Origin of the sequence: Pseudomonas sp. P7758, assembly GCF_013386485.1 — a bacterium.
Lineage (GTDB): Bacteria > Pseudomonadota > Gammaproteobacteria > Pseudomonadales > Pseudomonadaceae > Aquipseudomonas.
The window spans coordinates 14,486-27,303 of the sequence record NZ_JACARS010000069.1; the positions used below are offsets into that span (position 1 = coordinate 14,486).

The following is a 12,818-nucleotide window of genomic DNA, read 5'->3' on the forward strand; positions in this document are numbered from 1 at the left end:
AAGTGACTGACCAGTCTGCGACAGAAGGTCAGGGGTGCGCGTCACGTTTACTCGTCGGGTTTATTGCTTGAACTGGAAATCCAGCGCTGCGCCTTCTACTTCGCGGCGTTCTTCGTTGCGCAGTTGCAGCTGCATTTCATTGCTGAGCAGGCGCCCGTTGATCTGGAAGGCACTGTTGTCAGTGGGCTTTTCGGCAAACATCGGCGGCAGCAGCGGCACGTTCTTCGGCTGCGGCATGGTGCCGAGGGGTTGCAGGTGGCGAACCATGTTCGACGGCAGGCTCAAATCCAGCTCTGCGGGCGGCAGCGGCGTCTTGGCGACTTCGTGGGCCGACTTTGACTTGCTGGCGATAGGCGCACGTTTTTTAACCGGCGTTGCTTTCTTTGCGGGGGCTTTCTTCGCGACCGGTGCCTTCTTGGCCGCAGCGGCTTTTTTCGCCGGCACCGTTTGCTGGGAGCTGGCAGCAGGTGCCGCTTCACCGGCGGGAGCCGCCAGGACAGCGCCAGCGTTACACAGGCTTAACACGCAGATCAGCAGGGCAGCAGGAAAGGTATAAGTCATATCGCCAGCAGCATTAACGGCAGAAGGCCATATGCTCGCTTGTTGAGGACGGTATGACAAGCATGGTAATTAGCCAGCTACCCGTCGTGTCCCCTTTCCATGCCTCAAAAACCCGCCGCAGTCTCCTGGCATAACTGGCTTGCCAGCATCCCGAGGGTCATCAAGGCGCGCTCCGCCTCGCGGTTCCACGGGGTGCCGCAGTTCAGGCGAATACAGTGGTTGAACTGTTCCGTATTACTGAAGATCAGCCCCGGTGCAATGCTGATGCCCTGCTGCAAGGCGCGCACGTGCAGTTCCTGGGTATTGACCCGTCCAGGCAAACTGACCCACAGGATAAAACCGCCGGTCGGGCGGGTCATCTGGGTGCCTTCGGGAAAATACTGCTGCACGGCCAGCTGGAACGCGCTGAGGTTCTTGCGGTACTCCTGGCGGATATAGCGCAGGTGGCGGTCGTAACCGCCATTCTCCAGGTACGCCGCCGTGCCCATCTGGGTCACGCTGCAGGCCGAATGGGTGCTGAACATTTGCAGGCGCTGGATTTCCTGCTGGTACTTGCCGGCAATCATCCAGCCAATGCGAATGCCCGGTGACAGGGTCTTCGAGAAACTCGAGCAATAGATGACCCGGTCCAGACGGTCGTAGGCTTTCAGGGCCTTGGTGCGGCCCAGTTCGAACATCAGTTCGCCATAGATATCGTCCTCGACCACCTGGATATCGAAATCCGAGGCCAGGCGCAGCAACTGTTTCTGCCGCTCTTCGGGCATGGTGCCGCCCAGGGGATTGCTCAGGCGCGTGGTCAGCACCAGGGCCTTGATCGACCATTGGTTGGCTGCCAGTTGCAGGGCTTCCAGGCTCATGCCGGTGGCCGGGTCGCTGGGGATTTCGATGACCTTCAGGCCCAGCAGATCGGCCAGTTGCAGCAAGCCGTAATAGGTCGGCGATTCGGCGGCGATCAGGTCGCCGGGGCGGGTCAGCACCCGCAGCGACATCTGCAATGCATCGACACACCCATGGGTGATCACCACTTCGGAGGGATCGACCACCACCCCGGCATCGCGCATACGGATCGCCACCTGGCGCCGCAGCGGCTCGAAACCCGGGCTGAACATGTAGCTGAACGCCCGCGGGCTCTGGAAACGCGTGACCTTGGCCAGTTGCTGATGCAGCGCGCGCACAGGCAGGTAGTCGACACTCGGCACGGCGGCGCCCAGCGGGAACACGCCTTCGCGACGGGATTCCACCAACACCTGTTGAATGATGCTGCTGCGGGTGACCAACCCTGGACGCTCGACCCGGGCGATGTCCGGCGTGGGCGCAGTGAGCGCCGGCGTCTGGTGCACGTAATACCCGGACTGCGGCCGCGCGCGAATCAAACCCTGGTCTTCCAGGTTCGCGTAGGCCTGCAACACGGTGGCGTGGCTGACGTTGAGCTGGGAGCTCATTTTGCGTACCGAAGGCACGCGCTCGCCCGGTTGATAGACACCGCGGCGGATATCCTCAGCCAGCTGCTGGGCGATACGTTGGTAGAGCAACAGATTGGTCATGAAGCAGCACTCGATTTCACGGGTATTTTATTTTTGTGTGAAACATACCGGCACAGTTTAGAAGTGTACGGGGACAGTTGCCACAATAGTCGAGCGCGGGCGGCAGTGATAGAAAAAACTGTAAGGGTTGCGAACTGAATCGCGGGCATAAAAAACCCGATCATTGATCGGGCTTATGTGGGAGCTGTCGAGCTTCAGCGAGGCTGCGATGCAGGCGCTGCGGTCTCGCAGGTCCACCGAGGCGATCCTGTCGCAGCCTCGCTGGGGCTCGACAGCTCCCACAGGAATCAGCTTTCACCTTGAGAATCAGGTTCAGCGAGCAGCGCCCAGCTGGCCTTTTTCGTCGGAGAACACAATTTCTACCCGACGGTTCTGCGCCCTGCCCCGCTCAGACGCGTTGGCTTCGACCGGATACTGATCGCCGTAGCCTTCGACCTGAATGCGTTTTTCGTCGATCCCCAGGTCGCTCAGTACATCCGCAACCGCTTGAGCGCGGTCCCGGGACAGTTTGATATTTTCCTGTTCGCCGCCGGTATTGTCGGTGTAACCCTCGATGCGCACCACACGCTTGGGGTTCAGTTGCAGGAACTGCACCACTTTGAGCACGGTGCGGTTGGCCGAGTTTTGCAGCTCTGCATCACCCGTATCGAACAGCACGTCACCCAGGGTCATCACCAGCCCGCGATCAGGCTGGACGGTGGTCAGGCTGGATATCTGCGCCTCAATCCATTTGCCCTGTTGCTGAACGCTGGAGAGCTTGGCTTCACGCAGGGCCAGTTGCAGGCGCTGGCGTTCCAGCTCCAGCTTGACCCCACGCTCCTGATTGAGTGCCTGCTCGGTGTGTTCCCGGGCAATCGCGCTGTAGCGCTGGCTCAGGTAGGCGTAATGCGCCACATCGGCGCCGCTGCCCCAGAAGCTGGAGAAACGGTCGGCACGGGCCAGGGACTCACCGGCGCGAATCACGTCCTTGGGTGCGATACGCAGCACATTCGAATCTTCCTTGACCTTCTGGAAGTCAGTGCTGGCCTGTTGCAAGGCGAGGTTACTGTCGGGATGGGTCGCACAACCACCCAGCGCACTGCCCAGCAACACCACACAGCTCAACCCACGCATCAACGGGCTCATTGGGCGTCTCCCAACTGCAACTGCTTGCGCAGGCGGGTGATGCGGGTGTTGAGCACGTTCAGTTGCTCCTGGCTTTTGCGGGTCAGCACCCGCGCTTCCGCCAGGCGGGCGTCCAGCTCGGCTTCTTCAGCCTGCATGCGGGCGTCCTTGTAGGATTCATCGGCCATGTCGGCACGGGCCTGGGTGAACTTGTCTTCCGCCAGCTTCAGCTCGGGCGAATCGCTGGCAACGGCGCCCACGGCGCTGGCTTGTTCCAGGGCTTGCTGGGTCAGGCGCATCTGTTCATTCGGCGCAGGATCGGCTGCACATCCCGCCAGAGCTACAACGGCGAGGGCCGCGAAAAGAGGTCGAATAGTCACTGAAAATCCCTACTTTGTTGGGGTGCCGACGGGTTGCTGCAACTGCGCTTTCCAGCGCTCAAGATTGCTCTGCAGCGCGGTTTCCGCCAGACCGGACGCGGGCAATTCTGTCATCTTTTTGGCGAGCTGTCCGCGCAACCACGGATCGTTGCAGGCGGAGTTGTGGGAAATGGCCAGGTACAGGCCCGGCTGGTCGATGGGGATTTCCCGCGCCACCAGGTCGTTGCTCATGCCCAACGTCTGGGCCATGGCCATTCCGGAATAACGTCCGGCGAGCACGTAGTCCACTTCTCCCAACAGCAGTTTCTGGAACGCCGGGGTCAGGGTAGGCAGGCGCTGCAGGGTCAGTTGCTCACCGGCGAAGGTTTCAAAGTCGCGGCTCAGGCGTGCCCTTTCCGACACCGCGCCCTTGTGGCCCTGCAGGTCGCTGGCCTGGCTGTAGGCCAGGGAGGAATCCTTGCGGGTCCAGACCAGGTAATCGGTTTGCACCAATGCCGGGTGGATGTAGTCGAGGGCGTCCAGGGCGTCGAGGGTCAATGGCGCGTCGGCGAGGATGTCCATGCGCCCGCTGCGCACTTCTTCCAGCGCCAGGGAACGTTTGCCGCCGTACAGCAGGTCGATTTTCACCCCGAGGTCCTTGGCCACTTGCTGCAGCATGTCGGCGGTGGCGCCGATCAAGTGCGTGGGGTCCTGGGGATCACGCCACAGATAAGGCGGTGCGTCCGGGCTGCCGGTGATCACCAGGCGATCACATTTGCCAGCCGCCAGCGACACCGCCGGCAGCAGTGACAGGGCCAGCAGTACAGTCCAGGAACGCAATTCCATGGCAGGGTTCTCCAGTTGAAAAATTACCGGGCAAAAAAAAGCCCGGTCAAAAGACCGGGCTCTTTATAAGTGAAGCGGCTGGATTAGACCAGCTTCTCCAACTCGGGTACGGCTTCGAACAAGTCCGCCACCAGGCCGTAATCAGCCACCTGGAAGATCGGTGCTTCTTCGTCCTTGTTGATCGCAACGATCACCTTGGAGTCTTTCATACCGGCCAAGTGCTGGATCGCGCCGGAGATACCGACGGCGATGTACAGCTGTGGCGCAACGATCTTGCCGGTCTGGCCGACCTGCATGTCGTTCGGTACAAAACCTGCGTCGACGGCAGCGCGGGAAGCGCCGACCGCAGCGCCCAGCTTGTCGGCCAGGGCGTACAGGTGCTTGAAGTTGTCACCGTTCTGCATGCCGCGGCCGCCGGAAACGACGATCTTGGCAGCGGTCAGTTCCGGACGATCGGACTTGGCCAGCTCTTCGCCAACGAAGCTGGAAGTGCCAGCGTCGTGGGCAGCAGCCACAGCTTCAACCGCAGCCGAACCACCTTCAGCTGCAACCGGGTCGAAACCGGTGGCACGCACGGTGATGACTTTTACCGACGCAGTGGACTGCACGGTAGCGATGGCGTTACCGGCATAGATCGGACGCTTGAAGGTGTCGGCGCTTTCTACCGAAACGATCTCGGAGATCTGGTCAACGTCCAGTTGCGCAGCAACGCGCGGCAGGATGTTTTTGCCGTTGGAGGTGGCGGCAGCCAGGATGTGGCTGTAGCCAGCGCCCAGCTCTGCTACCAGCGGCGCAACGTTTTCCGGCAATTGGTGAGCGTAGGCTGCGTTATCGGCAACCAGTACTTTGCTCACGCCAGCGATTTTGGCAGCGGCCTCAGCCACGGCACCAACGTTTTGGCCAGCGACCAGGACGTGGATATCACCACCGATTTTGGCGGCGGCGGCGACAGTGTTCAGGGTGGCCGGAGCCACGACCTTGTTGTCGTGTTCTGCGATTACCAAGATAGTCATGGTTAGATTACCTTCGCTTCGTTTTTCAGTTTCTCGACCAGTTCAGCCACCGACTTGACCTTGATGCCCGCGCTGCGTGCAGCCGGCGCTTCGACTTTTACGGTCTTGTTGGTGGAGGCGGTGGAAACGCCCAAAGCATCCGGAGTCAGCACTTCGAGAGGCTTCTTCTTGGCTTTCATGATGTTTGGCAGGGACGCGTAGCGCGGCTCGTTCAAACGCAGGTCGGTGGTGACGATGGCCGGCAGTTTCAGGGAAACTGTCTGCGCGCCGCCGTCGATTTCGCGGGTCACGGCAACCTTGTCGCCGCTCACTTCGACTTTCGAGGCGAAGGTGCCCTGGCCGTAACCGGTCAGTGCAGCCAGCATCTGGCCAGTCTGGTTGTTGTCGCTGTCGATGGCTTGTTTGCCGAGGATCACCAGCGATGGCTGTTCCTTGTCGACAACGGCTTTCAACAACTTGGCAACGGCCAGGGAAGTCAGCTCTTCAGCGGATTCGACGAGGATGGCGCGATCGGCACCCAGCGCCAGGGCGGTACGCAGCTGCTCTTGAGCAGTGGTCGGACCGATGGAAACGACGACGATTTCAGTCGCAACGCCTTTCTCTTTCAGGCGTACGGCTTCTTCCACGGCGATTTCGCAGAAAGGGTTCATCGACATCTTGACGTTAGCGAGGTCGACGCCGGAATTGTCCGCCTTGACGCGAACTTTCACGTTGTAATCGACAACGCGTTTGACAGCTACAAGAACCTTCATGGATTCCTCGTTACTCTCCGGTGAAAAGAAAGTCGCCTAGGCGAACCTGGCGGTTTGATGCTCATCGGCACACAAGGGCACCTCCAAAAACACCGGCAATCGTCGGCGGGGGACCTTGCTCACGGGAGTGATGACCGTTCGTCAGCGGTGACTGAGAGGTCATTCATTATCGTGGCGTGTAAACTGCGCGCCATCGTGGCTCGCGCGTCACCCTTATTTGCCTTCAGCCTGTCTTTCGAGGTGGCCTTGAAACCCACAGTCTGCCTACGGGATGCGCAAAACCGACCGTATATTGACCGGAACACCTATTCCGGTCAATACGGCAAAATGGTCAGTTATAAGCCGCGTTGCTTTGATTTACCTAGCTTGCGGGCAATTCAAACAAACGTTTGTATTGGACGCTGAGAGTGGTGTAGATATAATGCGCCACCTAGAGAGAAAGGTGGGTCGTCCCCTGCCCCTTGCATGAGATTGATGCAGGCATTGTGGGACGGATTACCGAACCTCCACCCATTAGAAAAAAAAGCCGTTGAGCCTTGAGTAGGAGATAGCCTGTGGAACGCGAATACATGGAATTCGACGTGGTCATCGTCGGCGCTGGCCCGGCAGGCCTGTCTGCCGCCTGCCGATTGAAGCAGAAGGCCGCCGAAGCCGGTAAGGAAATCAGCGTCTGCGTGGTCGAAAAAGGCTCCGAAGTCGGCGCTCATATCCTGTCCGGTGCCGTGTTTGAACCCCGTGCCCTGAACGAACTGTTCCCGGACTGGAAAGAACTCGGTGCACCGCTCAACACCCCTGTTGTGCGTGATGACATCTATGTACTGCGCTCCAGCGAAGCTTCCACCAAGGTGCCTGACTTCTTTGTGCCCAAGACCATGCACAACGAAGGCAACTACATTATTTCCCTGGGCAACCTGTGCCGCTGGCTCGCCCAGCAGGCCGAGAACCTGGGTGTGGAAGTCTACCCGGGCTTCGCCGCCCAGGAAGCGCTGTTCGACGAAAACGGCGTGGTGCGCGGGATCATCACCGGTGACCTGGGCGTCGACCGTGAAGGCAACCCGAAAGAAGGCGTCTACACCCCGGGCATGGAACTGCGTGGCAAGTACACGCTGTTCGCCGAAGGTTGCCGTGGCCACATCGGCAAGCAACTGATCCAGCGCTTCAACCTGGACAGCGACGCCGACGCCCAGCATTACGGCATCGGCCTGAAGGAAATCTGGGAAATCGACCCGGCCAAACACCAGCCAGGCCTGGTGGTGCACACCGCCGGCTGGCCGCTGGACATCATGAGCGCCGAGAACACCGGCGGTTCGTTCCTCTATCACCTGGAAAACAACCAGGTGGTCGTCGGCCTGATCGTCGACCTGTCCTACAGCAACACCTTCCTGTCGCCATTCGACGAGTTCCAGCGCCTCAAGCATCACCCGGTGCTGGCCCAGTACCTGGAAGGCGGCAAACGCATCAGCTACGGCGCCCGCGCCATCTGCAAAGGCGGCCTGAACTCGCTGCCGAAAATGGTGTTCAAGGGCGGCGCGCTGATCGGCTGCGACCTGGGCACCCTGAACTTCGCCAAGATCAAGGGCAGCCACACCGCGATGAAGTCCGGCATGCTCGCCGCTGACGCCGTGGCAGACCGCCTGTTCGCCGAATCCGAAGGCGGTGACGAACTGACCGCTTACGTCGACAGCTTCAAGAACAGCTGGCTCCACGAAGAACTGTTCGCCAGCCGCAACTTCGGCCCGGCGATGCACAAGTTCGGCCCGATCATTGGTGCCGGCTTCAACTGGTTCGACCAGAACATCCTCGGCGGCAAAATGCCGTTTACCCTGCACGATACCAAGCCGGACTACGCCTGCCTCAAGTTGGCCAAGGACAGCAAGAAAATCGACTACCCGAAACCCGACGGCAAGCTGAGCTTCGACAAGCTGAGTTCGGTGTTCATCTCCGGTACCAACCACGAAGAAGAACAACCGTGCCACCTGAAGCTGAAAGACCCGAGCATCCCGATCGGCACCAACCTGCCGCTCTACGATGAACCGGCGCAGCGCTACTGCCCGGCTGGCGTGTATGAAGTGATCACCAAGGAAGACGGCGAGAAGCGCTTCCAGATCAACGCCCAGAACTGCGTGCACTGCAAGACCTGTGACATCAAGGACCCTTCGCAGAACATTACGTGGGTGACGCCGGAAGGTGCGGGTGGGCCGACTTACCCGAATATGTAAATCCGCTGCTTGAACAGAAGGCTCCCAAATGGGGGCCTTTTTTGTAGCCCGGAAAAAGACCCATCGACTCGGTCAAATGTGGGAGCGGGCTTGCTCGCGAAAGCGGTGTATCAGTCACAGATGTTTTGGCTGAACCACCGCTTTCGCGAGCAAGCCCGCTCCCACATTTTTGACCGAATTGTGCCTGGGAGAGTTACGCCGCCCGCTCATCCCCAGGGCTGCGCTCGAAGTAGCGCTTGTATTCCCGGCTGAACTGCGACGTGCTCTGATACCCCACACTGTGGGCCGCCTGCGCCACGCCCATGCCCTCCACCAACAGCAACTGCTGTGCCTTGAGCAACCGCAGACGCTTGAGGTACTGCACCGGCGACAACAGCGTGCAGCGCTTGAAGTGTTCGTGGAAGGTCGACGCACTCATGTGCGCATAACCTGCCAATGTCTCGATATTCAGCGGCTCGGCGTAATGGGCATGCAGGTGATTCAACGAAGTCGCCACCCGCGAAAACTGCCCCTGCTGCTCCACCAACGCCCGCAACACATCCGCCTGTGGCCCGCGCAATGCGGTGAACAATAATTCCCGCACCCGCGCCGGGCCCATGATCCGGCTCTCCAGTGGATCGTGCAGGCACTGCAACAGGCGTTCGACACAGCCGCGCATGGCGTCGTCCAGCACCACCGAACTCATCGACTCCAACGTCTGCGCCGCCGGCGGTGGCCCGCTCTGGATCCCCATCGCCATCACCAGCTCACCCAGCACCACCCGATCAATGCCCACCGTCACACCCAACAGCGGTGCATTCGGCATGGCAAAAGTCTCGCATTCGAACGGCACCGGCATCGCCTGGATCAGGTAATGCCCCGCGCCGTACTCCAGGGTACGCGGGCCCAGGTACGCGACCTTGCTGCCCTGGGCGACGATCATCAGACTCGGTTCATAAATCTGCGGGCCCCGCGCCACATCGCAACTGGCACGCAATACCTGCACGCCCGGCAGGTTCGTGGGCGAGAACCCATCACGGGGTGTCAGGGGTTCGATCAAGGCAACCAACGCGGCATTGGCATCGACATGGCGGGTCAACAACATGGCAAAAACTTCGCGAAAAAGGGGATGAGACCATCATCGCAGGTCTGGCGCCACAACGATCCAATCCAGGGGCACTCCCGGACGAATAGGCATGAGACTCGGAGCAATCGCCATGGCCGCACCCAGGCACGGCGCGGAGAATGCGCCACCTCACCTGTTACTGCACCTGCGAGGTTTCTCCATGTACACCGCCATCGGTTATGCCGCTCAATCGGCCACCACTCCCCTCGCCCCCATGTCCTTCGAACGCCGCAGCCCGCGCGCCGATGACGTGGCGATCGAAATTCTCTACTGCGGCGTCTGCCACTCCGACATCCACCAGGCACGCAACGAATGGGGCATCGCCGTGTACCCGCTGATGCCGGGCCACGAGATCGTCGGTAAAGTCACCGCCGTCGGCGCCAGCGTCACCGCGCACAAAGTCGGCGACCTGGTGGGTGTTGGCTGCATGGTCGACTCCTGCCGTCACTGCGACGCCTGCCACGCGGACCTCGAGCAATACTGCCTCGAAGGCCCGACCATGACCTACGCCACCCCGGACCGGGTCGACGGCAGCAACACCATGGGCGGCTACTCCGACAGCATCGTGGTCAGCGAGCACTTCGTGGTGAAGATCCCGGCCAAGCTCGACCTGGCCAGCGCCGCGCCGATCCTCTGCGCCGGCATCACCACTTACTCGCCGCTCAAGCACTACGGCGTGAAGGCTGGCGACAAGGTTGGCGTTCTGGGCATGGGCGGTTTGGGCCATATGGGCATCAAGTTCGCCAAGGCCATGGGCGCGGAAGTGACGCTGTTCACCCGCTCCGCGAGCAAGGCTGAAGAAGGCCGTCGCCAGGGCGCCGACCACGTGATCGTGTCCACCGACGAAGCCCAGATGAAAGCCGCTGCCGGGCATTTCGACTTCCTGCTGGACACCATTCCGGTGCAGCACGACTTGAATCCCTACCTCGACGTACTGCGCTTTGACGGCGTGCACATCCTGGTAGGTTTGATCGAGCCGGTCGACCCGCCCGTCAACGCTGCCAAGCTGGTGCTGGGCCGCAAAGTGCTGGCCGGTTCGTTGATCGGTGGGATTGCCGAAACCCAGGAAGTCCTGGATTTCTGCGCCGAGCACGGCATCACCTGCGATATCGAAATGCTCGACATCCGCCAGATCAACGAAGCCTACACCCGCATGATTGCCGGTGATGTGAAGTACCGCTTCGTGATCGACATGGCGACCCTCAAGGCCTGATCATGATCGTTCCCACGCTCTGCGTGGGAACGCATGCTGTGACGCTCTGCGTCACCGTTGCGCAGGGCTCAAGTGCTGGACGCGGAGCGTCCGAAGCGGCATTCCCACGCGGAGCATGGGAACGATCACGGCCTGATCAGGCCTTCGCGCCCAACTCCGCTGACAGCCGTGCTGCGACCTGTTTGATCACAGGGATCAGCTCGGCCATTTTCTCCAGCGGCATGTAGGGCACGGTACTGGCGATGCTGATGCCGGCGACGATTCGCCGGCTGGCATCGCGCACCGGTGCCGCGACACAACGGATCGACGGTTCGTTGTCTTCCAGATCGAATGCATAACCGCCCGCCACGTATTCCTGCATGCGCTGTTCAAACTGCGCCCAGGATTGCTCGGGGTGCTGCGGCCACTGCAGATTCTTCCCGCCCGTCGGCAAGCTGACCTGATACAGGCGCTGCCACTCTTCCACGCTGTCATCCAGCAACAACGCCTTGCCGATCCCGGTGCGCGCCAGCGGCATGCGATGGCCGACGCGCGAGCGCATTTCCGGGCCGTTGCGGCCAGGGTTCTTGTGCAGGTACAGCACGTCGTCGTATTCGCGGATAGCCAGGTGGATGGTATCGCCGGTCAACGCCGACAACTCGTCCAGATACGGCACTGCCAGGCTGACCAAAGGCAGTTCTTCACGGGCCTGGAAACCCAGCTCGATCAATTTGGGGCCCAGCAGATAACCGACTTGCGGCACTACGCGCAGGTAGCGTTCTTCCACCAGGCAACTGGCCAGGCGGTGAGTGGTGCTGCGGGTGGTGCCGATGCGCTTGGCGATTTCCTTCAGATCCCGCGCACCGGCCGCCACTGCCTGCACCACGCCCAGGCCACGAAGCAGGGTTTGAGTGCCGGTGGGCGCGGCTTCTTTGACGGGAGTTTGGGCGTTTTCCTGCATATCGGGCCTATTGGGAAGTACGAAAACGGCGAGCATTATGGCAAATGCGGACCAGCAAAACAGAGGAGATCAAAATGTGGGAGCGGGCTTGCTCGCGAATGCGGTTTTCCAGTGAGTGCATAGGCTGACTGACACACCGTTTTCGCGAGCAAGCCCGCTCCCACATTGGTCGTGTGGCGCCCTTTTTATCGTTGTTTCATGCGGTCGATAATCACCGCCAGCAACAGGATCGAGCCGCGAATCACGTATTGGTAGAAGGTGTCGATGTTCTTCAGGTTCATCGCGTTTTCGATGATCGCCAGAATCAGCACCCCGGCAATCACATGCCGGATCATCCCGATCCCGCCGCTCAGCGACACCCCGCCCAGCACGCACGCCGAGATCACCGTCAGCTCGAACCCCTGGCCAATCATCGGTTGCCCCGAGGTCATCCGCGACGCCAGGATCACCCCGGCCAACGCGCCGATCACGCCGTGCACGGCAAAGATGATGATCTTGGTGCGATCGACATTCACCCCGGCCAACAGCGCCGCTTCCTGGTTGCCGCCGATGGCCATGGTGTTGCGCCCGTAGGTGGTGTAGTTCAGCAACCAGCCAAAAAACACAAAGCACAGCACGGTGATGACGATTGGCACCGGCACGCCAAACAGCTGGCCGTTACCAAAGACGAAGAAGTTTTCGTCCATCACGCCGACCGCCTTGCCGTTGGAAAAAATATACGCCAGCCCACGCACGATCTGCATCGTCGCCAGCGTCGTGATCAACGCGTTGATCCGCAGCTTGGCGATCACGATGCCGTTGATCAGTCCCACCACCAGGCCCATGGCCAACGCCGCCGACACGCCGAAGAACACGCTGTCGGTGTCGCGAATCACGATCCCCGCCACCACGCCCGAACAGGCGATCACCGAACCCACCGACAAGTCGAAGTGCCCCGACGCCAGGCAAAACAGCATGGTGCAGGCCGCAATCCCCACAGTGGAAATCGCCAGACCCAGGCCACGCATGTTCAGCGGCGAGAGGAAGTTGTCGATGAAGATGGCGCTGAGCACAAAGATGCTCAAGGCCGCCAGCAGCATGACCCAATCATCGAGAAACTTGCGCTGGTTGAACCCCGGCCAGAAGCTTCTTGCAGTTTTTACCTGTGACATACCCACCTCGT

12 protein-coding genes are annotated in these 12,818 nt (G+C 60.6%); 2 read left to right on the plus strand and 10 right to left on the minus strand.

Features of this window, described 5'->3' with window-relative positions; all coding sequences use genetic code 11:
- Window positions 1-60: 60 nt before the first annotated feature.
- The 7 genes from HX873_RS15145 to HX873_RS15175 form a co-directional block, all read right to left on the minus strand.
- Window positions 61-561 carry a hypothetical protein gene (locus HX873_RS15145; RefSeq protein WP_004371218.1) on the minus strand — a complete coding sequence of 167 codons (501 nt, stop codon included), beginning with the start codon at window positions 559-561 and terminating at the stop codon, window positions 61-63.
- A gap of 104 nt (window positions 562-665) precedes the next feature.
- Window positions 666-2,105 carry a PLP-dependent aminotransferase family protein gene (locus HX873_RS15150; RefSeq protein ID WP_008434911.1) on the minus strand — a complete coding sequence of 480 codons (1,440 nt, stop codon included), beginning with the start codon at window positions 2,103-2,105 and terminating at the stop codon, window positions 666-668.
- Window positions 2,106-2,417: 312 nt separating this feature from the next.
- Entirely contained in the window at window positions 2,418-3,230 is an 813-nt protein-coding gene (locus tag HX873_RS15155; protein ID WP_004371220.1) for an OmpA family protein, read from the minus strand.
- Window positions 3,227-3,589 carry a DUF4398 domain-containing protein gene (locus HX873_RS15160; RefSeq protein WP_008434912.1) on the minus strand — a complete coding sequence of 121 codons (363 nt, stop codon included), beginning with the start codon at window positions 3,587-3,589 and terminating at the stop codon, window positions 3,227-3,229. Before HX873_RS15160 ends, HX873_RS15155 begins: the two co-directional genes overlap by 4 nt.
- Before the next feature lie 9 nt (window positions 3,590-3,598).
- Window positions 3,599-4,414 (minus strand): ABC transporter substrate-binding protein, encoded by an 816-nt coding sequence (locus HX873_RS15165; protein WP_177122858.1) that lies wholly within the window; start codon window positions 4,412-4,414, stop codon window positions 3,599-3,601.
- A gap of 83 nt (window positions 4,415-4,497) precedes the next feature.
- The gene (locus tag HX873_RS15170; RefSeq protein ID WP_004371223.1) at window positions 4,498-5,427 is read right to left on the minus strand and encodes an electron transfer flavoprotein subunit alpha/FixB family protein; all 930 of its coding nucleotides are present in this window, start codon (window positions 5,425-5,427) and stop codon (window positions 4,498-4,500) included.
- Between the two features lie 2 nt (window positions 5,428-5,429).
- On the minus strand, window positions 5,430-6,179 hold the full coding sequence (locus tag HX873_RS15175) for an electron transfer flavoprotein subunit beta/FixA family protein (protein ID WP_004371224.1): 750 nt from the start codon (window positions 6,177-6,179) through the stop codon (window positions 5,430-5,432).
- A 554-nt stretch (window positions 6,180-6,733) separates the two neighbouring features.
- Between HX873_RS15175 and HX873_RS15180 the strand changes: the two genes are divergently transcribed.
- Window positions 6,734-8,398 carry an electron transfer flavoprotein-ubiquinone oxidoreductase gene (locus HX873_RS15180; protein ID WP_087692763.1) on the plus strand — a complete coding sequence of 555 codons (1,665 nt, stop codon included), beginning with the start codon at window positions 6,734-6,736 and terminating at the stop codon, window positions 8,396-8,398.
- A 193-nt stretch (window positions 8,399-8,591) separates the two neighbouring features.
- Here the strand turns inward: HX873_RS15180 and HX873_RS15185 are convergent, their stop codons facing one another.
- On the minus strand, window positions 8,592-9,482 hold the full coding sequence (locus tag HX873_RS15185) for an AraC family transcriptional regulator (RefSeq protein WP_004371227.1): 891 nt from the start codon (window positions 9,480-9,482) through the stop codon (window positions 8,592-8,594).
- Between the two features lie 181 nt (window positions 9,483-9,663).
- Here HX873_RS15185 and HX873_RS15190 point away from each other — a divergent pair, with 181 nt between their 5' ends.
- Window positions 9,664-10,716, plus strand: a complete 1,053-nt coding sequence (locus HX873_RS15190; RefSeq protein WP_004371228.1) for an NAD(P)-dependent alcohol dehydrogenase — start codon at window positions 9,664-9,666, stop codon at window positions 10,714-10,716.
- A 136-nt stretch (window positions 10,717-10,852) separates the two neighbouring features.
- Here HX873_RS15190 and HX873_RS15195 read toward each other — a convergent pair whose 3' ends face one another.
- Both HX873_RS15195 and araH read right to left on the minus strand, forming a co-directional pair.
- The gene (locus HX873_RS15195) at window positions 10,853-11,656 is read right to left on the minus strand and encodes an IclR family transcriptional regulator (protein WP_004371229.1); all 804 of its coding nucleotides are present in this window, start codon (window positions 11,654-11,656) and stop codon (window positions 10,853-10,855) included.
- A 185-nt stretch (window positions 11,657-11,841) separates the two neighbouring features.
- The gene (gene araH, locus HX873_RS15200) at window positions 11,842-12,807 is read right to left on the minus strand and encodes an L-arabinose ABC transporter permease AraH (RefSeq protein ID WP_004371231.1); all 966 of its coding nucleotides are present in this window, start codon (window positions 12,805-12,807) and stop codon (window positions 11,842-11,844) included.
- Window positions 12,808-12,818: the final 11 nt, after the last annotated feature.

Excerpts from the sequence above, each read along its gene's own strand:
- HX873_RS15185 (WP_004371227.1), bottom strand. The coding sequence starts at position 9,482 with ATGTTGTTGACCCGCCATGTCGATGCCAATGCCGCGTTGGTTGCCTTG.
- HX873_RS15150 (WP_008434911.1), bottom strand. The coding sequence starts at position 2,105 with ATGACCAATCTGTTGCTCTACCAACGTATCGCCCAGCAGCTGGCTGAG.
- HX873_RS15155 (WP_004371220.1), bottom strand. The coding sequence starts at position 3,230 with ATGAGCCCGTTGATGCGTGGGTTGAGCTGTGTGGTGTTGCTGGGCAGT.
- HX873_RS15170 (WP_004371223.1), bottom strand. The coding sequence starts at position 5,427 with ATGACTATCTTGGTAATCGCAGAACACGACAACAAGGTCGTGGCTCCG.
- HX873_RS15195 (WP_004371229.1), bottom strand. The coding sequence starts at position 11,656 with ATGCAGGAAAACGCCCAAACTCCCGTCAAAGAAGCCGCGCCCACCGGC.
- araH (WP_004371231.1), bottom strand. The coding sequence starts at position 12,807 with ATGTCACAGGTAAAAACTGCAAGAAGCTTCTGGCCGGGGTTCAACCAG.
- HX873_RS15175 (WP_004371224.1), bottom strand. The coding sequence starts at position 6,179 with ATGAAGGTTCTTGTAGCTGTCAAACGCGTTGTCGATTACAACGTGAAA.
- HX873_RS15190 (WP_004371228.1), top strand. The coding sequence starts at position 9,664 with ATGTACACCGCCATCGGTTATGCCGCTCAATCGGCCACCACTCCCCTC.
- HX873_RS15165 (WP_177122858.1), bottom strand. The coding sequence starts at position 4,414 with ATGGAATTGCGTTCCTGGACTGTACTGCTGGCCCTGTCACTGCTGCCG.
- HX873_RS15145 (WP_004371218.1), bottom strand. The coding sequence starts at position 561 with ATGACTTATACCTTTCCTGCTGCCCTGCTGATCTGCGTGTTAAGCCTG.